We start from the raw sequence: 17509 nt of genomic DNA on the forward strand, positions 1-17509 counted from the left end.
ACCCATACTGGGTCCTGTCCGGGCCCAGTTACACCTTTGCCATGCGACAGGAAGCAATCTCTTATGGCCAGCACGACCCTCGGCGTCAAAGTCGACGACGCACTCCGCGACCGCCTGAAAGCCGCCGCCACCAAGCTCAACTGCACGCCGCACTGGCTGCATAAGCAGGCGATCCTGTCCTATCTGGACAAGATCGAGCGCGGCCATCTGCCCGCCGAGATGTCCCACCTGAGCGCGGATGCCGCGGGCGAAGAGGATGCGGCCGAATCCCATGCCGCACCCACGCCGCCGTTCTACGAATTCGGCCAGGACGTGCAGCCGCAATCCGTGCTGCGCGCCGCCATCACGGCGGCCTATCGCCGCCCCGAACCCGAGTGCGTGCCGCTGCTGTTGGGCCAGGCCCGTGTGCCCAACCTGGAAAAGGTGCACGCGATGGCGGCCGGCCTGGTCAAGAAGCTGCGCGGCAAGCGCACCGGTGGCGGGGTCGAAGGCCTGATCCAGGAATTCTCGCTGTCCAGCCAGGAAGGCGTGGCGCTGATGTGCCTGGCCGAAGCGCTGCTGCGCATTCCCGACCGCGCCACGCGCGACGCGCTGATCCGCGACAAGGTCGCCCGCGGCGACTGGAAGTCGCATATGGGCGGTTCGCAGTCGCTGTTCGTCAACGCGGCCACCTGGGGTCTGATGATCACGGGCAAGCTGGTGGCCGTGAGCAGCGAGCAGTCGCTGTCCAAGGCGCTGACGCGCCTGATCGGCAAGGGCGGTGAGCCGCTGGTGCGCAAGGGCGTGAACATGGCCATGCGCATGATGGGCGAACAGTTCGTGTCCGGTCAGACGATTTCCGAAGCCCTGGCCAACAACCGCAAGATGGAATCGCGCGGTTTCCGCTATTCGTACGACATGCTCGGCGAAGCGGCGACCACGGCGGAAGACGCCGAGCGCTACTACGCCTCGTATGAGCAGGCCATCCACGCGATCGGCAAGGCCGCTGCGGGCCGCGGTATCTACGAAGGCCCCGGGATCTCGATCAAGCTGTCCGCCCTGCATCCGCGTTATTCGCGTGCCCAGCGCGAGCGCGTCATGGCGGAACTGCTGCCGCGCGTGAAGGCGCTGACCATCCTGGCGCGCAGCTACGACATCGGCCTGAACATCGACGCCGAAGAAGCCGACCGCCTGGAGATCTCGCTGGACCTGCTGGAAGCGCTGTGCTTCACGCCTGAACTCGAAGGCTGGAGCGGCATCGGCTTCGTCATCCAGGCTTACCAGAAGCGCGCGCCGTTCGTCATCGATTACGTGATCGACCTGGCCCGCCGCAGCCGCCATCGCGTGATGGTGCGACTGGTGAAGGGCGCGTACTGGGATAGCGAAATCAAGCGCGCCCAGGTCGACGGCCTGGAAGGCTATCCGGTCTACACCCGCAAGTTGTACACGGACGTGGCGTACATTGCCTGCGCCCGCAAGCTGCTGGCCGCGCCCGAAGCCGTGTATCCGCAATTCGCCACGCACAACGCCTACACGCTGGCAGCGATCTACCAGCTTGCCGGCCAGAACTACTACCCCGGTCAATACGAGTTCCAGTGCCTGCACGGCATGGGCGAGCCGCTGTACGAAGAAGTGGTCGGCCCGCTGACCCAGGGCAAGCTCAATCGTCCGTGCCGCATCTACGCGCCGGTCGGCACGCACGAAACGCTGCTGGCGTACCTGGTGCGCCGCCTGCTGGAAAACGGCGCCAACACCTCGTTCGTGAACCTGATCGGCGATGAGACCATCCCGGTCGAAACGCTGGTTGCCGACCCGGTGGAAGCCGCCTCGCGCATCACGCCGCTGGGCGCCCCGCACGAGAAGATTCCGCTGCCGCGCGAGCTTTACGGCAATCCGCAGGACGGCGCCCGTGCCAACTCGGCGGGCCTGGACCTCAGCAACGAACATCGCCTGGGCTCGCTGTCGGCGGCCCTCCTGGCCAGCGCCGGCACGCCGTGGCGCGCCGGTCCCATGTTGGGCGAAGGCGGTGAACACTGGGATGCCGCCAAGGCAATCGAAGTGCGCAACCCCGCCAATCTGCGCGACGTGGTCGGCCATGTCATCGAAGCCGATTCGGCCGACGCCGAAGTCGCCCTGCGCGCCGCCGCCAATGCCGCGCCGATCTGGCAGTCCACGCCGGTCGCCGAGCGCGCGCAGTGCTTGCGCCGCGCGGCGCAATTGCTGGAAGAGCAGATGCAGACCCTGCTGGGCCTCATCGTGCGCGAAGCCGGCAAATCGCTGCCGAACGCCATCGCGGAAGTGCGCGAGGCCGTGGACTTCCTGCGCTACTACGCCGACCAGGCCGAGCAGGAATTCAGCAACGACACGCATCGTCCGCTGGGCACCGTGCTGTGCATCAGCCCGTGGAACTTCCCGCTGGCGATCTTCACCGGTCAAGTGGCGGCTGCGCTGGCGGCGGGCAACACCGTGCTGGCCAAGCCGGCCGAGCAGACCCCGCTGATCGCGGCGCAAGCCGTGGCCATCCTGCGCGCGGCCGGCGTGCCCGCCGGCGCCGTGCAGCTGCTGCCGGGCCGCGGCGAAACCATCGGTGCGCAACTGGTGGCCAATCCTGGTGTACGCGGCGTGATGTTCACGGGTTCGACCGACGTCGCCCGCATCATCGCGCGCACCCTGGCCGACCGCCTGGACGATAACGGCCACACCATCCCGCTGATCGCAGAGACCGGTGGCCAGAACGCCATGGTGGTGGATTCGTCGGCCTTGTCCGAGCAGGTTGTGTTCGACGTGCTCAGTTCGGCCTTCGATTCGGCCGGCCAGCGTTGCTCGGCGCTGCGCGTGCTGTGCGTGCAGGAAGACAACGCGGATCACGTGCTGACGATGCTGCGCGGCGCGATGCGCGAGCTGGCCGTCGGCAATCCGGATCGCCTGTCGGTTGACGTGGGTCCCGTGATCGACACCGAGGCCCGCAACGGCATCCAGCGTCACATCGAGTCCATGCGCACGGCCGGTCATCGCGTCGACCAGGTCGAACTGAACGGCGAATGCCGCCACGGCACCTTCGTGCCGCCGACCATCATCGAAATCGACAACGTCAGCGAGCTGACCCGTGAAGTCTTCGGGCCGGTGCTGCACGTGGTGCGCTACAAACGCGACGAACTCGACGCGCTGCTCGACGCCGTCAACGGCACGGGTTACGGACTGACGTTTGGCGTGCACACGCGTATCGACGAGACCATCGCGCACGTGACGGGCCAGGTCCACGCCGGCAACGTCTACGTCAACCGCAACATCGTGGGCGCCGTGGTGGGCGTGCAGCCGTTCGGCGGCGAAGCGCTGTCGGGCACGGGTCCGAAGGCGGGCGGTCCGTTGTACATGTACCGCCTGCTGGGTACGCGCCCCGCAGGGCTGCCGCCGGCGCTGGACGCCGCGGCGCCGCTGCCGCAGCGCATCGCGCTGCCCGGCCCGACGGGCGAGACCAACACCTATATGGTCGAGCCGCGAGGCGCCGTGTACTGCGTGGCCGCCACCGAGGCCGGCGCGCGGGCGCAATGGTCCGTGGCCCGTCTGACCGGCAACCACGCGTGGTTTGCGGACACGCCGGCCGCGCAGGCGCTGCTGGCGACGCTGGATGCCGATCAGCAGGGCCAGGCCGGCATCCTGTCGGATGCTGACGTGGACGAGGCCGACTACCAGGCCGTGCTGTTCGAAGGCGACGGCGACGCGCTCAAGGCGCTGAACCAGCGCATCGCGCGGCGTCCGGGTCCCATCCTGGCGGTGCACGGCCTGACCTCCGACGCCTTGGCGGCGGGCGCCAGCTACGTGCCTGAACGCCTCCTGACCGAGCGTTCCGTCAGCGTCAACACGGCGGCCGCGGGCGGCAACGCCAGCCTCATGACCATCGGTTAAGCGTGACCAGGGGTAACCCTCAGCAAACTGAGGGTTATCTCCAATATCGGGCTAGGTTGCACTGGAACGAAAATCCGGTCGCACCTCTGGTCTGGCTGCCGCAATCCGGCATTCAGGCTCTGCAGAAAATGCATGCGCGGGACCCGGATATCACTGGGCCCGCGGTAGTAAAAAACCAAAAGCCTGGCTAAAAGCTCAGGTATAACAAGGCCTTAGTCCGATATTTCGGAGGATTCCCCATGAAGTTCCGCACCACTTTGAAGCTTCTCGCTGCAAGCATCGCCGCCGCCGGCATGACGGCCGCCGTGCAGGCCGCCGACGTCAAGTTCGGCTTCGCAGCCCCGCTGACCGGTCCGCAATCGCACTACGGCGAGGACATGCAGAATGGCCTGAACCTGGCCCTCGAAGAAGCGAACAAGAAGGGCATCAAGATCGACGGCGAGACGGCCAAGTTCGTGCTGGTTTCGCGCGACGACCAGGCTGATCCGCGCGTGGGCGTGCAGGTCGCCCAGCAACTCGTCGACCAGGACGTTGTGGGCATCCTGGGGCACTTCAACTCGGGCACCACGATTCCCGCGTCGCGCGTCTACCACGAAGCCGGCCTGCCGCAGATCGCCATGGCGACCTCGCCCGAATACACCAAGCAGGGCTACGAAACCACGTTCCGCATGATGACCAGCGACACCCAGCAGGGCGCCGCGGTCGGCAAGTTCATCGTGCAGAACCTGAAGGCCAAGAAGGTCGCGATCATCGATGACCGCACCGCCTACGGCCAGGGTCTGGCGGACGAAGTCGAGAAGGCCGTCAAGGCCGCCGGCGGCCAGGTCGTGCGCCGCGAATACACCACCGACAAGGCCAACGACTTCACGGCCATCCTGACCAACATCAAGGGTTCCGCGCCTGACGCCATCTTCTACGGCGGCCTGGACGCCCAGTCCGGCCCGATGAAGCGCCAGCTCGCCACGCTGGGCCTGAAGGCCCCGCTGGTGTCCGGCGAAATGACGCGTAGCGACACCTTCATCAAGCTGGCGGGCGACGCCGCCGACGGCACCTATGCCTCGCTGGCCGGCGTGCCGCTGGACAAGATGGCCGCGGGCAAGGACTTCGATCAGAAATACCAGGCCCGCTTCAAGAAGGCCCCCGGCGTGTACGCGCCTTACGCCTACGACGGCGCCTGGAACATGATCACGGCCATCGAAGAGGCCGGTTCCGCCGACCCCGAAAAGTACCTGCCCAAGCTGGCCAAGCTGAACCGCAAGGGCGCGACGAGCGAGCACATTTCCTACGACGACAAGGGCGATCTGAAGGAAATCTCGGTCACCATCTACGAAGTCAAGAACGGCAAGTGGGAGATGGTTGAAACGATGGTCAGCCAGGCTAACTAAGCCGGCTTGAAACCAGGGCGGAGCTGGCCGCGCGCCGCTAGCCGCGCGCCGCTAGCCGCGCGCCGCTAGCCGCGCGCCGCTAGCCGCGCGCCGCTAGCCGCGCGCCACGTTCCGCCCGCTCTTTTCGGCACGCGCCGTCCGGCGCAGCGGCGCGCGACGCGCGGCCAGGCCTTTGCGCCCTGGCCGCCCCGCGCGATTCTTCCAGGCTTATTCAGCGGCCCCTATGGATATCTTCATTCAACAACTGATTAACGGCGTCACGCTCGGCAGCGTGTACGCCCTGGTCGCCCTTGGCTACACCATGGTGTACGGCATCATCGGGCTGATCAACTTCGCGCATGGCGACGTCGTCATGATTGGCGCAATGGCGGCCACCACGGTCGCCATCACGCTGGTGGGCGGCGATCCCGGCGCCTCGGCCTTCGTGGTGCTCGGCGTCGGCCTGCTGGTCTCCGTCCCGCTGTGCATGGCGGTGGGCTGGACGGCCGAACGCGTGGCCTACCGGCCGCTGCGCCGCGCGCCGCGTCTGGCAGCGCTGATCACCGCGATCGGCGTGTCCATCATCCTGCAGAACGTCGCGATGATGGCCTGGGGCCGCAACTACCTGAACTTCCCGCAGGTGCTGTCGCCGCAAGTGTTCGAGTTTGGCGGCGCGCGCATGAGTTCGCTGCAGATCGCCATCGTGGTGATTGCGGCGCTGATCATGGGCGGACTGCTGGCGGTCGTGCACAAGACCCGCCTCGGCACCGCGATGCGCGCCACCGCGCAGAACCGCGAGGTTGCGGGTCTGATGGGCGTGAACATCAATACCGTGATCTCGGCCGCCTTCCTGATCGGCTCGGCGCTCGCAGCCGTGGCCGGCATGATGGTCGCCACGTATTACGGCGTGTCGCAATACACGATGGGCTTCATGCTGGGCCTGAAGGCCTTCACCGCCGCGGTGCTGGGCGGCATCGGCAATCTGGTGGGCGCGATGGCTGGCGGTCTGCTGCTGGGCATCATCGAGTCGCTGGGCGCGGGCTACATCGGCGACCTGACGGGCGGCTTCCTGGGCAGCCATTACCAGGACGTGTTCGCGTTCTTCGTGCTGGTGCTGGTCCTGATCTTCCGTCCCTCGGGTCTGCTGGGTGAACGGGTGGGGGATCGCGCATGAGCACGCATCTGAAGAAAAGCGGGTTCTCCACCCGCACGCTGATCGGCATCGCGCTGATCGGCGTCGTGCTCGCGGTGCTGCCGTTCGTGATCGGCATGGCCGGCCAAAGCTGGGTTCGCATCCTGAACTTTGCGCTGCTGTACGTGATGCTGGCGTTGGGCCTGAACATCGTGGTCGGCTTTGCGGGTCTGCTGGACCTGGGCTACATCGCGTTCTACGCGGTGGGCGCCTACACCTGGGCATTGCTTGCGTCGCCGCATTTCGGGCTGCACCTGCCGTTCTGGGCAATCCTGCCGATCGCGCTGGCGGTGGCATGCCTGTTCGGCGTGCTGTTGGGGGCGCCGACATTGAAGTTGCGAGGCGACTACCTGGCCATCGTCACGTTAGGGTTCGGCGAGATCATCCGCATCTTCCTGAACAACCTGAACGCGCCCATCAACATCACCAACGGGCCGCAGGGCATCAACCGCATCGACACGTTCAAGGTTGGCGAGTTTGCGTTCGGGCGTACCCAGAACCTGCTGGGCATCCGCTTCACCGGGCCGGAAAAGTACTACTACCTGCTGCTCGCGCTGACGCTCATCATCATCGTGGTCTGCGTGCGCCTGCAGAATTCCCGCATCGGCCGTGCGTGGGAAGCCATTCGCGAAGATGAAATCGCCGCCAAGGCGATGGGCATCAACACCCGCAACATCAAGCTGCTGGCCTTCGCGATGGGCGCATCGTTCGGTGGCGTGGCCGGCGCGCTGTTCGCATCGATGCAAGGATTCGTCAGCCCCGAAAGCTTCTCGCTCATGGAGTCCATTTCGATCCTGTGCATGGTGGTGCTGGGCGGCATGGGCCACATTCCGGGCGTCATCCTGGGCGCGCTGATCCTGGCTGCGTTGCCGGAGTTTCTGCGCGCCGTCGTGGAGCCCGTGCAGCACATGCTGTTCGGCGCCGTGGTGCTGGATCCGGAAGGCATCCGCATGCTGCTGTTCGGCCTGGCCATGGTGTGCGTGATGCTGTTCCGTCCGGCGGGCCTTTGGCCGTCGGCGGTGCGCAAGCGCGAACTGGCGACCAAGACGCAAGGAGGCGCGGCATGAGCAAACTGCTGCAAGCCCAGGGACTGGGCAAGCGCTTTGGCGGCCTGCAGGCCTTGTCGGGCGTCAGTTTCGATATCGAACAGGGCGAGATCTACGGCCTGATCGGCCCGAACGGCGCGGGCAAAACCACGCTGTTCAACGTGCTGACCGGCCTCTACATCCCCGAGGAAGGCACCTGCACGTTCAACGGCGAATCCATGTCGGGCAAGAAGCCGCACGAGGTCGCCTACGCGGGCCTGGCGCGCACCTTCCAGAACATCCGCCTGTTCGCCAACCTGAGCGCGATCGAGAACGTGATGATCGGCCGCCACATGCGCACCCGCGCCGGCGTGCTGGGCGCGGTGCTGCGCACGCGCGCAACGCGTGCCGAAGAGGCCGCCATCGAAGCGCGCGCTCAGGAACTGCTGGACTACGTCGGCATCGGCCATCGCGCCAACGACGTCGCGCGGTCGCTGCCGTATGGCGACCAGCGGCGCCTGGAGATCGCGCGTGCGCTGGCGACGGATCCCAAGTTGCTGGCGCTGGACGAACCGGCCGCGGGCATGAATGCCTCGGAAACGGTAGTGCTGCGCAAGCTGGTCGAAAAGATCCGCGCGGACGGTGTCACCGTGCTGCTGATCGAACACGACATGAAGCTCGTCATGGGCCTGTGCGATCGCGTGCTGGTGCTGGAGTACGGGAAAGTGCTGGCGATGGGCAAACCCGCCCAGGTGCAGCGCGATCCCAAGGTCATTGAAGCGTATCTGGGCGCGGGCGCCGCGCAGGATCCGCTCATCCACAACGAGGGCCAGGCAACATGACGGCATCCCAACCCCTGCTCGAGCTGCGGGGCCTGCAAGTGTCCTACGGCGGCATCCGTGCAGTGCGCGGCATCGACCTGCGCGTGGACGAAGGCGAACTGGTCTGCCTGATCGGCGCCAACGGCGCGGGCAAGAGCACGACGCTGCGCGCCATCTGCGGACTGGTGCCGCTCGCCGGCGGCGAAGTCGTCTACGCCGGGCAATCCATCGGCGGCCAGAAGTCGCATGAACTGGTCCGCAAGGGCCTCGTCATGGTGCCCGAAGGCCGCGGCATCTTCGGGCAACTGACCATCGAAGAGAACCTGGCGATGGGCGGCTACATCCGCCGCGACGCGGCCCAGATCCGCCAGGACACGGATCGCGTCTTCACCTTGTTTCCGCGTCTGGCCGAACGCCGCAAGCAGGCCGCCGGCACGTTGTCTGGCGGCGAGCAGCAGATGGTGGCGATGGGACGCGCGATGATCGCGCGTCCCAAGCTGCTGCTGCTGGACGAGCCGTCGATGGGCTTGGCGCCCTTGATGGTGGAAAAGGTGTTCGAAGTGGTTCGCACCATCGCCAGCGAAGGCGTCACCATTCTGCTCATCGAGCAGAACGCGCGCCTGGCCCTGGAAAACAGCCATCGCGGCTACGTGATGGAGTCGGGCGAGATCACCTTGTCCGGCCCCGCGCGCGACATGCTGCACGATCCCAAGGTGCGCGCGGCGTATCTGGGCGAAGTGGAGTAATCGGGCGGACGCAAGGCGGTCTTGCCGCCTTGCGTTCTTGCTGCTTCAGGCCTGCACCGGCTCGCGGTCCACGGCCGCGACCACCCCGGCGCCGATCAGCGCGTCGATCTCTTCCTTGCCATAGCCGAATTCCCCCAGGATCGCGATGGAGTCCTCGCCCAGCCGCGGCGCGGCGCGATGGTAGCGGGCGGGCGTGGCCGACAGTTTCACGGGCATGCCCACGGTGCGGACCTTGCCGGCCACCGGATGATCCTGTTCCACCACCATTTCACGCGCCAGCGTCTGCGGGTGCGATAACGCCTGCGCGATCGAGTGCACGGGGCCCGCCGGAACACCCGCGTCGTCGAAGATGTTCAGCCATTCCTGCGCATCACGGGTCTTCAGGATGGCGGAGATTTCCTCCACCAATTCATCGCGGTTCTGCATGCGGTCGCGATTGCGGGCAAAGCGCGGATCTTCCGCCCACTCGGGCCGGTCCAGCGCCTGCGCGATGCGCTGCCAGTTCTTTTCATTGGCGCCGCCGATGATGATCCAGTCCGTGCGCGTGGGAAACGCCTGGTACGGCGCGCTCAGCACATGCGCCGATCCCGTGGGACCGGGCGAGACGCCGCTGCCGAAATAGATGGCGGCGTGCCAGTAGAGCTGCTGCAGGCTGGCTTCCAGCAGCGAGGTTTCGACGATCTGGCCTTCGCCGGTGCGTTGCTTGTGCTGGTACGCGGCCAGCACGCCGAAGGCCGCCAGCAGGCCCGCGTTGATGTCGGCCACCGAATTGCCGGTGCGCAGCGGCGGGCCGCCAGGCTCACCGGTGATGGCCATCAAGCCTGAAAACCCTTGCGCCACGAGATCGAAGCCGCCTTTATCCGCAAAGGGGCCGGTCGTGCCGTAGCCGGACACGGCGCAATAGATCAGGCCCGGGTTCTCCTTGCGCAGGGTCTCGTAGCCCAGGCCCAGCTTCTCCATCGTGCCCTTGCGGAAGTTCTCGGTCACCACGTCGGCGTCGCGGATCATGCGCAACAGGACCTTCTTGCCTTCCGGATGTTTGAGGTCCAGCGCGATGGCGCGCTTGTTGCGGTTGAGCATCAGGTATGGCGCCGAGATGCCGTTGATCTGCGGGTCGCGATACTGGCGCGAATCGTCGCCACCGTCGATCTTTTCGACCTTGATGACGTCGGCTCCCAAGTCGGCCAGCATCATGCCGCAGGTGGGGCCAGCCATGATCTGGGACAGCTCGATGACGCGCATGCCGGCCAGCGCGCCGGCGGGGGCATCAGAACCAGGGAAGGGCGGGCGGCCGGAGCCGCGGGTGTCGTTGTGCATGCGTATTCCTCGATCTCTCGTTCAGCGGCCGGTGAATTGCGGCTTGGCCTTGGCCAGGAAGGCGCGATAGCCCGCGCGGAAGTCTTCGGTGTCGAAGCAGTCGAAAGCCTCGTCGCGGTCGGCGTCCGTCAGCGTCTTGCCCTGCACCAGATTGCGCACGAACTTCTTGTGCCAGCGGGCCACCAGCGGCGCGCCATCGGCGATCCGGCGTGCGGCCGCCTGCGCCTCGTCGGCCACCTTGTCGTCCGCGACCACGCGCGAGACGACGCCCAGGCGCAAGGCTTCGGCGGCGTCGAAGATGTTGCCTTCCAGCAAGACCTGCAGCGCGACGGTCGGACCGACCAGCCGAACCAGCGGGGCCAGCTCCGAGTACGACATCACGAGACCCAGATTCTTGATGGGCACGCCGAACCGCGAGCTTTCGCCGCAGATGCGCAGGTCGGCCAGGCTGGCGATCTCCAGCCCGCCGCCCACGCAGATGCCGTGGATCTGCGCGACCACGGGGTGACGGCAGCCGCCGATCGCCTCGATCGTGCGGCGCATGACGGCGCCGTATTCCACCGCCTGGCGCTTGTTGCTGCGCGCGGTCTCGAATTCGCCGATGTCGTTGCCGGGCGAAAACGCCTTCTCGCCCGCGCCGCGCAGCAGCACGCAGCGCACGCCGTCGTCGCGGTCCAGTTCGAGAAACGTGTCGCCCAGCAGCCGCCAACTGTCGATGGTGAACGCGTTGAGCTTTTCGGGCCGGTTCAGCACCACGGTCGCGATGTCGCCGTTGCGCTCGAGCAGGATGGGGGTAGCGGTAGCAGTCATGAGGTTCCTTTTGCTTGCGCGGGGCGGTCCCCGCCGGATGGATCGGGTTCAGCGTCGAGGCTTATTGCTTCTTCAGGCCCAGGCTCGCGGTGAGCTTGCCGTACTTGCTCCATTCATCCCGCACGTAGGACGCGAAGGCCGCGGGGGTTTGCGGGCCGCCGCCCAGGTCCATGCCCTGGTCGGCCAACTTGGCGGCGATCTCGGGGTCCGCGAGCGTCTGGGCGAGTGCCCGATCCAGCTTGTCCATGATCGGACGGGGCAGTTGGGCAGGCGCGAGGACGGCGTACCACTGCACGACGTCCAGACCCTTGATGCCGGATTCGGCCAGCGTCGGCACGTCGGGCAGCCGCTTGCTGCGTTCGGGGCTGGTCACGGCCAGCGGACGCAGCTTGCCCGCCTGGATCTGGTTGATTGCCCCGGGCAGCGTGTCGAAGTTCAGGTCGACGTTGCCGCCGAGCAGGTCGGTCATGGCCTGACCGCTGCCTTTGTAGGGCACGTGCTCCATGGACACGCCGGCAATCTGCGAAAACCGTGCGGCGCTCAGGTGCTGCGGACTTCCCATGCCGGATGAGGCGTACAGCAGTTGCTTGGGCTTGGCCCGGGCGTCGTCCACCAGGTTCTGCACGGTGGTGTAGGCATGCTTGGTGGGGTTTACGACCAGCACGTTGGGCACGGATCCGATGTACCGCACCGCCGTGAAATCCTTGTTGGGGTCGATGTTGGACTGCACGACATAGGGGGCCGCGACAGTGGATTGCATGTTGGCCAGGAGCAGCGTGTAGCCGTCCGGGTCGGCCTTGACCACGTAATCGGCCGCGATCAGGCCGGAGGCGCCCGGCTTGTTCTCGACCACGACCTGCTGGCCGAGCAGGGTGGAGAGCCGTGCCGACAGAATCCGGGCCGACACGTCGGTGCCGCCGCCCGGAACGAAACCCACGACCAGGCGAATGGGACGTTCCGGCCATTTCGAGTAGTCCTGCGCCAGGGCGGGGGTGGCGGCCGACAGTCCGGCGGACAGCGTCAGTACGCCGATCCAGGCGCGAGCATGCTTTTTCATAGGGTCTCCTTTGGTGGATGAATCCTGCCCAGGGGCTGCTTGCTCTATGATTTGGGTCAGGTTGGTATGCCGTTGGTGTTTGGTATACCAGATACAAAAATAGTCGAAGTCGCGAGCATGAACAACCCATGGCTAACCCTGAACCCCTGATTGCCGACGTGTCCGTCCCCGATTTGGCCATCCACCATCCCACCTTGCCGGCGGTCGTGGCGGAACGGCTACGCCAATTGATCATCGATGGCACCCTGAAGCCGGGCACCTGGCTGAACGAACGGGATCTGTGCGATCAACTGAAGATTTCCCGCACGCCGCTGCGCGAGGCGTACCGGATGCTGGCCTCGGATGGCCTGGTGACCCTGCAGCCCAAGCGCGGGGCGATGGTGATCGAGCTGTCAGCCGAAGACATCGAAAACATCTTCGACGTGTTGTCGGTGCTGGAGGGGCTGGCAGTGCGTAGCGCAGCGGAGCGCGCGTCCGAGGCGGAGCTTGCCCAGATCGCGCGTCTGCATGCGCAGATGCTTGAAAACTTTGAGAAACGCGATATCCGCGCGTATTTCGCGGCCAGCATGGGCACGCACATCGCAATCAACCGCGCCGCGCACAATCCGGCGTTGTCGCATTCCTACGACCGGTTGAACCTTCAGGTGCAGGCGCTGCGCTACAAGTCCAATTTCGACCTGGATGAATGGACGACGGCGGTGGCCGACCACGAGGCCTTCGTGCAGGCGCTGTTGGCACGTGATGGCGAACGCGCCGAAGCGCTGATTCGCAAGCATGTCGGCGGCAAGAAAGCCTACAACCTGCGCGGCCGGTCCGGGAACGGCGTGGCATGACGGCATGGCGGCCTGCGCCGCCATGCGATTGGGAATCAGGCGGGCTGCGCGACCACGCGCTTTCGGCCGATCATCAAGGCAAGCACGGCGGCGATGATGCCCGTCGCGCCTGACACCACGAAAGCCATCAGGTAGTTGCCCTGTGCCTCGCGCAGCGCGCCCGCCATCCAGGCGGCGCTGGCCGCGCCCATCTGGTGACCCGCCACGATCCACCCGAAGACGATCGACGCGTCGCGTTCGCCGAACGCTTCCGTCGTCAGGCGCAGCGTCGGCGGCACCGTGGCGATCCAGTCAAGGCCGAAGAAGATCGCGAAGATCGACAGGCTGTAGAACGAGAAATCGGAGTAGGGCAGGTACATGAGCGACAGGCCGCGCAAGGCGTAGTAAACGAACAGCAGCTTGCGCGGGTCGTAGCGGTCGGTCAGCCACCCGGATGCCGTGGTGCCGAGCAGGTCAAAGATGCCCATCATGGCCAGCAGTCCGGCAGCCTGCACCTCGGGCATGCCGTGGTCGCCGCAAAGCGCGATCAGGTGCGTGCCGACCAAGCCGTTCGTCGTGAAGCCGCACACGAAAAACGTGGCGAACAGATACCAGAACGTGCGGGTCTTGGCCGCCCGGGCCAGCGTGCCGAACGTGGCGGCCACCATGCCCGTGCGCGGCGCGGCGGGCGCGGGCGGTGCGTGCGGATCGCTGCCGAACGGCACAAGGCCCACGCTGGACGGACGGTCGGGCACCAGCCACCAGGCCAATGGCACCAGCGCGGCTGCGGCGCCCGCCACCGTCCAGACCACGCGCGTCCAATCGCCGGACGAGGCCAGCGCGGCCAGGACTGGCAGAAATACAAGCGTGCCGGTGGCGGCGCTGGCGGTCAGCAGGCCCATCATCAGCCCGCGGTGCTTGACGAACCAGCGGTTGACCACGGTGGCGCCCATGACGATCGCCACGGCGCCCGAACTCAGGCCCGAGAACACGCCCCAGGTCATGATCAAATGCCAGGGCTCGGTCATATAGGCACTGACGGCGCTGGACGCCGACATCAGGATCAGCGCGGTGATCAGCACGCGCCGCAGCCCAAAGCGTTCCATCGCGGCGGCCGCGAACGGGCCCACCAATCCGTACAGAAAAATGCCCAGCGCCGCGGCAAACGAAATGGAGCTTCGGCTCCATCCGAACGTCTCCTCCAGCGGCACCAGCAGCACACTGGGCGAAGACCGCAAGCCGGCCGCGACCAGCAGCGACAGAAAGATCACGCCGACGACGACGAACGCATACTTTTGGCCGGCGCGGCGGAAGGGAAAGGGAGGCTGGGCTATACTCATGTTACTGACCGGTACGTATTAGGGTTTGCGCATAGTACGTACCGGTCAGTAACATCGTCAAGCGTTTTTTGGCGACCCTGTTTCCGGAGCGGCCGTGCGTGTCGTTCCGCAAAAAAGGAGCCCCTGTATGGCCAGCAAGACCCCTTCCGCCGCCGCCACCGGCAAGGCCGGCAAATCCGCGTCCAAGCCGCTTCTGGCGGCCGACCGCATCCGCAAGACCGCTCGCGAGATGTTCTACCGCGACGGCATCCGCGCGGTGGGTGTGGACGCCATCGTCACCCAGGCGGGCGTGACCAAGCCCAGTCTGTACCGCAGCTTTTCCTCGAAGGACGAACTGGCTGCTGCGTACCTGCGCGACTACGACGCCGAATTCTGGGCACGCTTCGACGCCGCCTGCGCCGCGCATCCGGGCGACCCGCGCGCCCAGTTGCTCGACTATCTGACCGGCATGGCCGGCCGCGCGGTGCAGAACGGCTATCGGGGTTGCGGGCTGACGAACGCGGCCGTCGAGTACCCGGAATCGGAGCATCCCGCCCGCGCCGTCGCCGTGGAACACAAGCGCGAACTGCGCCGCCGGCTGAACGCCATGGCTGCCGGGATGGGGGCGGAGGACCCGGAAGCGTTGGCAGACGGATTGCTGCTGTTGATCGAGGGCGCGTTCGTCTCAAGCCAGCTTTTTGGTGAAGGCGGACCGGCGGGCAGGGTGGCGGCGATGGCCGACAAGCTGATCCAGGCGCATCTGCCCCGCCGGACGGGCTAGGTCATCGCACAAAAGCGGTGCGTAACCCTGTGCGGCGCGCACCGTTTTGGTGGTGTTTGTCCCCATTGCGCAACGCCGAAAAAAATGTTTGTGATTTTTATTGCAACGCAGCATACGTGGATCTAAGATGGCTTCACGTTGTTCCACATCGCTTTTCTCAAGGAGAGAATCATGAGCGATACCGCGTTGAAAAATGCCCGTATGTCGGATGCGCTGGAGCGGTCCCTGATCCGCGAGGCCATCAAGGCGGAAACCCTGTCCGGTCCCCACGCAGGCTCGCGCTGGTTGCGCCTGAAGCTGCGCATGGCCGCACTGGGCGGTGCCGTCGGCGAGGTCCTGCACAATATGGACGCCGGCCGTCGTCAGCACCCGGTAGTCTCCGCCTACCACTGAAGTACCCCGCCAAAAAAAACGCCAGCTTTGATCGCTGGCGTTTTTTTTGTGTCCGCCGCAGAGGACGGTTTGGCCCTTTCAGGCGACGAGATCAAGCAGCAGGTAGCCGTCCAGCACGATGATGCCCACGGTTGCCCCGATCGCGGCCCAGCCCCAGGCGCCCCGCAGCACATAGGTGCCCATCAGGCGTTTGCGGCATGCCAGCACCACCAGCGGTCCCAGGGCGAAGGGCAACGCCAGGCTCAGGACGACCTGGCTGAGCACCAGCAATCCGTCGGGATCCTTGCCACCCGTGAACGCAAGCAGACCCACGGCGGCGGCGCCTGCCACCACGCGCGTCATCAACGCACGGCGCCGGTCCGACCAGTTGCTGCCCACCTGGAATCCCTGCGACAGGATGCGGCCAGCCAGCACGCCCGTGATGGTGGAGCTTTGTCCGGCGGCATACAAGGCCACGGCGAACACCACCGCTGCGCCGATCCCTAACGTATGGCCGATCACCGCGTGGGCGTCGTCCAGGCTGGACACCACCATCCCGGAACCGGACAGCGACGCCGCAGCGACGATCATGATCGCCGCATTGATCAGCATCGCCACACCCAAGGACACGATGGTGTCGTTGCGCGCCACGCGCATCGCCATGCCGCGCGCCTGCTGGGGCAAGCCTTGCGCCCGTTGCGCCAGCGTGCCGGAATGCAGGTACAGGTTGTGGGGCATGAGGGTCGCGCCAAGAATCCCCAGCGCAATCAGGAAACCTTGCGGATCGCGCAGTGCCTTGCCGGTCTCGGTCACGCCATGCGCCACTTCCGTCCAGGCCGGGTTGGCCTTGAACAGCAAAAATATGAACGACAGCGCCACAACGGACAAGAGCAGGGCGATCACGCGTTCGTGCCGATCGGCATTGCCACGCGTCATGGCCAGCACGGCGAAGGTGCCGATGCCCGTGACGGCAACCCCGGCGATGAGCGGCAGATTGAACAGCAGCCGCAGTGCAATCGCGCCGCCAATCAGTTCGGCCAGCGCGGTGGCCAGGATGGCGGCCTCGCCGGCCAGCCAGGCGGCTTTGGCCAGACGGGGCGACAGATGGCGGGCGGTGAGGGTGGCCAGATCCTGGCCGGTTGCCAGCGCCAGACGCGACACCAGCACTTGAAAGCCCAGGGCCAGAAAGGCCGATGTGATGACGACCATCAACAGCCCGTAGCCGAAGCCGCTGCCGCCAGCGATGTCGGTGGCCCAGTTGCCCGGGTCGATGTAGCCGACGGCCACGAGGATGCCGGACCCGACCATGCGGCGCAGGTTGGCGGAAGTCCGCGCGTCCTGCGCCAGGGCGGCATTGCCGCCTGAAATCGCGTAGATGAATCCGGTCATGCGTCGCTCCTGAGAATGGTTCTCATTGTCCGGAAGCGACTTTGCATCGTCCAATTGATTTTGGCCACGCCGGGAATAGGGCGCGCCAATGATCCGGCCCCGGTTCAGAGGCCGGATCGCCCGCGTTGATCAGGACTTGAGCTTGGCGTCCATCGAGATCTTGGCGTTCAGCACCTTGGAAACCGGGCAGCCCTTTTCGGCCTTGCGCGCGGCGTCCTCAAAGGCCTCGGCGGAGGCGCCCGGAATGACCGCCTCGACGGTCAGATGGACGGCGGTGATGGCAAACCCATCGTCGAGCTTGTCCAGCGTGACTTCGGCCTTGGTGTCCAGGCTGTCCGCGACCAGGCCGGCTTCGGAAAGAATGTTGGACAGCGCCATGGTGAAGCAGCCGGCGTGCGCCGCGCCCAGCAGTTCTTCGGGGTTGGTGCCCGGCGTGTCGCCGAAGCGGGTATTGAAACCGTAGGGTTGGCTCTTGAGCGCGCCGCTCTGCGTGGAAATCGTGCCTTTGCCAGTCTTCAGATCGCCCGACCAGGCGGCGGATGCGGTTTTCTTCATACAGGACTCCTGTGTGGGAACGCGGCCGTGCGCGGCGCGTCCGGGGTGGGTGAGAGGCGCCGTC

Annotated in this window: 15 protein-coding genes; 9 read left to right on the forward strand and 6 right to left on the reverse strand. The window is 66.1% G+C overall.

From position 1 onward, the window contains the following. Positions 1-63: 63 nt before the first annotated feature. The 6 genes from putA to KW836_RS21865 all read left to right on the forward strand — a co-directional run bounded on the left by putA (position 64) and on the right by KW836_RS21865 (position 9033). Entirely contained in the window at positions 64-3885 is a 3822-nt protein-coding gene (gene putA / locus KW836_RS21840; protein ID WP_218344732.1) for a trifunctional transcriptional regulator/proline dehydrogenase/L-glutamate gamma-semialdehyde dehydrogenase, read from the forward strand. A gap of 239 nt (positions 3886-4124) precedes the next feature. Next, a complete protein-coding gene (locus tag KW836_RS21845) occupies positions 4125-5270 on the forward strand; it encodes a branched-chain amino acid ABC transporter substrate-binding protein (protein WP_056562612.1) in 1146 nt (381 codons plus the stop codon). A gap of 301 nt (positions 5271-5571) precedes the next feature. Continuing rightward, positions 5572-6423: a branched-chain amino acid ABC transporter permease gene (locus KW836_RS21850; RefSeq protein ID WP_370633066.1), complete on the forward strand. Its 852-nt coding sequence runs from the start codon at positions 5572-5574 to the stop codon at positions 6421-6423. Next, the gene (locus KW836_RS21855) at positions 6420-7508 is read left to right on the forward strand and encodes an ABC transporter ATP-binding protein (RefSeq protein ID WP_175123463.1); all 1089 of its coding nucleotides are present in this window, start codon (positions 6420-6422) and stop codon (positions 7506-7508) included. The genes KW836_RS21850 and KW836_RS21855 overlap by 4 nt, the downstream gene beginning before the upstream one ends. Beyond that, a complete protein-coding gene (locus tag KW836_RS21860; protein ID WP_056324304.1) occupies positions 7505-8308 on the forward strand; it encodes an ABC transporter ATP-binding protein in 804 nt (267 codons plus the stop codon). The genes KW836_RS21855 and KW836_RS21860 overlap by 4 nt, the downstream gene beginning before the upstream one ends. Continuing rightward, positions 8305-9033 (forward strand): ABC transporter ATP-binding protein, encoded by a 729-nt coding sequence (locus KW836_RS21865; RefSeq protein WP_218344733.1) that lies wholly within the window; start codon positions 8305-8307, stop codon positions 9031-9033. The genes KW836_RS21860 and KW836_RS21865 overlap by 4 nt, the downstream gene beginning before the upstream one ends. 45 nt (positions 9034-9078) lie before the next feature. On the opposite strand, the gene KW836_RS21870 is transcribed toward KW836_RS21865, so the two are convergent. From KW836_RS21870 to KW836_RS21880, 3 genes are all read right to left on the reverse strand, one after another. Continuing rightward, a complete protein-coding gene (locus KW836_RS21870) occupies positions 9079-10350 on the reverse strand; it encodes a CaiB/BaiF CoA-transferase family protein (RefSeq protein ID WP_218344734.1) in 1272 nt (423 codons plus the stop codon). Between the two features lie 21 nt (positions 10351-10371). After that, the gene (locus tag KW836_RS21875) at positions 10372-11160 is read right to left on the reverse strand and encodes an enoyl-CoA hydratase/isomerase family protein (protein ID WP_218344735.1); all 789 of its coding nucleotides are present in this window, start codon (positions 11158-11160) and stop codon (positions 10372-10374) included. Positions 11161-11221: 61 nt separating this feature from the next. Continuing rightward, on the reverse strand, positions 11222-12217 hold the full coding sequence (locus KW836_RS21880; RefSeq protein ID WP_218344736.1) for a tripartite tricarboxylate transporter substrate binding protein: 996 nt from the start codon (positions 12215-12217) through the stop codon (positions 11222-11224). A 128-nt stretch (positions 12218-12345) separates the two neighbouring features. On the opposite strand from KW836_RS21880, the gene KW836_RS21885 reads away from it, so the two are divergent. Next, positions 12346-13050 (forward strand): GntR family transcriptional regulator, encoded by a 705-nt coding sequence (locus KW836_RS21885; RefSeq protein WP_218344737.1) that lies wholly within the window; start codon positions 12346-12348, stop codon positions 13048-13050. Between the two features lie 35 nt (positions 13051-13085). On the opposite strand, the gene KW836_RS21890 is transcribed toward KW836_RS21885, so the two are convergent. Beyond that, positions 13086-14369, reverse strand: coding sequence for an MFS transporter (locus KW836_RS21890; protein WP_218344738.1), 1284 nt, complete (start codon positions 14367-14369; stop codon positions 13086-13088). Between the two features lie 127 nt (positions 14370-14496). Between KW836_RS21890 and KW836_RS21895 the strand changes: the two genes are divergently transcribed. Beyond that, positions 14497-15129: a TetR/AcrR family transcriptional regulator gene (locus KW836_RS21895; protein WP_254594134.1), complete on the forward strand. Its 633-nt coding sequence runs from the start codon at positions 14497-14499 to the stop codon at positions 15127-15129. A gap of 171 nt (positions 15130-15300) precedes the next feature. Further along, on the forward strand, positions 15301-15522 hold the full coding sequence (locus KW836_RS21900; protein ID WP_105239468.1) for an XRE family transcriptional regulator: 222 nt from the start codon (positions 15301-15303) through the stop codon (positions 15520-15522). 78 nt (positions 15523-15600) lie between these two features. On the opposite strand, the gene KW836_RS21905 is transcribed toward KW836_RS21900, so the two are convergent. Together KW836_RS21905 and KW836_RS21910 are read right to left on the reverse strand one after the other, a co-directional pair. Continuing rightward, positions 15601-16890: an Nramp family divalent metal transporter gene (locus tag KW836_RS21905; protein ID WP_218344739.1), complete on the reverse strand. Its 1290-nt coding sequence runs from the start codon at positions 16888-16890 to the stop codon at positions 15601-15603. A gap of 129 nt (positions 16891-17019) precedes the next feature. Next, positions 17020-17445, reverse strand: coding sequence for an OsmC family protein (locus KW836_RS21910; RefSeq protein ID WP_056562575.1), 426 nt, complete (start codon positions 17443-17445; stop codon positions 17020-17022). Positions 17446-17509: the final 64 nt, after the last annotated feature.

It is taken from the genome of Achromobacter sp. ACM05 (genome assembly GCF_019218915.1).
In the GTDB taxonomy this organism is placed as follows: domain Bacteria; phylum Pseudomonadota; class Gammaproteobacteria; order Burkholderiales; family Burkholderiaceae_B; genus Achromobacter; species Achromobacter animicus.

Bases quoted from the DNA above. Each gene is read 5' to 3' on its own strand.
- putA (WP_218344732.1), top strand. From the start codon at position 64: ATGGCCAGCACGACCCTCGGCGTCAAAGTCGACGACGCACTCCGCGAC.
- KW836_RS21845 (WP_056562612.1), top strand. From the start codon at position 4,125: ATGAAGTTCCGCACCACTTTGAAGCTTCTCGCTGCAAGCATCGCCGCC.
- KW836_RS21850 (WP_370633066.1), top strand. From the start codon at position 5,572: ATGGTGTACGGCATCATCGGGCTGATCAACTTCGCGCATGGCGACGTC.
- KW836_RS21855 (WP_175123463.1), top strand. From the start codon at position 6,420: ATGAGCACGCATCTGAAGAAAAGCGGGTTCTCCACCCGCACGCTGATC.
- KW836_RS21860 (WP_056324304.1), top strand. From the start codon at position 7,505: ATGAGCAAACTGCTGCAAGCCCAGGGACTGGGCAAGCGCTTTGGCGGC.
- KW836_RS21865 (WP_218344733.1), top strand. From the start codon at position 8,305: ATGACGGCATCCCAACCCCTGCTCGAGCTGCGGGGCCTGCAAGTGTCC.
- KW836_RS21870 (WP_218344734.1), bottom strand. From the start codon at position 10,350: ATGCACAACGACACCCGCGGCTCCGGCCGCCCGCCCTTCCCTGGTTCT.
- KW836_RS21875 (WP_218344735.1), bottom strand. From the start codon at position 11,160: ATGACTGCTACCGCTACCCCCATCCTGCTCGAGCGCAACGGCGACATC.
- KW836_RS21880 (WP_218344736.1), bottom strand. From the start codon at position 12,217: ATGAAAAAGCATGCTCGCGCCTGGATCGGCGTACTGACGCTGTCCGCC.
- KW836_RS21885 (WP_218344737.1), top strand. From the start codon at position 12,346: ATGGCTAACCCTGAACCCCTGATTGCCGACGTGTCCGTCCCCGATTTG.
- KW836_RS21890 (WP_218344738.1), bottom strand. From the start codon at position 14,369: ATGAGTATAGCCCAGCCTCCCTTTCCCTTCCGCCGCGCCGGCCAAAAG.
- KW836_RS21895 (WP_254594134.1), top strand. From the start codon at position 14,497: ATGGCCAGCAAGACCCCTTCCGCCGCCGCCACCGGCAAGGCCGGCAAA.
- KW836_RS21900 (WP_105239468.1), top strand. From the start codon at position 15,301: ATGAGCGATACCGCGTTGAAAAATGCCCGTATGTCGGATGCGCTGGAG.
- KW836_RS21905 (WP_218344739.1), bottom strand. From the start codon at position 16,890: ATGACCGGATTCATCTACGCGATTTCAGGCGGCAATGCCGCCCTGGCG.
- KW836_RS21910 (WP_056562575.1), bottom strand. From the start codon at position 17,445: ATGAAGAAAACCGCATCCGCCGCCTGGTCGGGCGATCTGAAGACTGGC.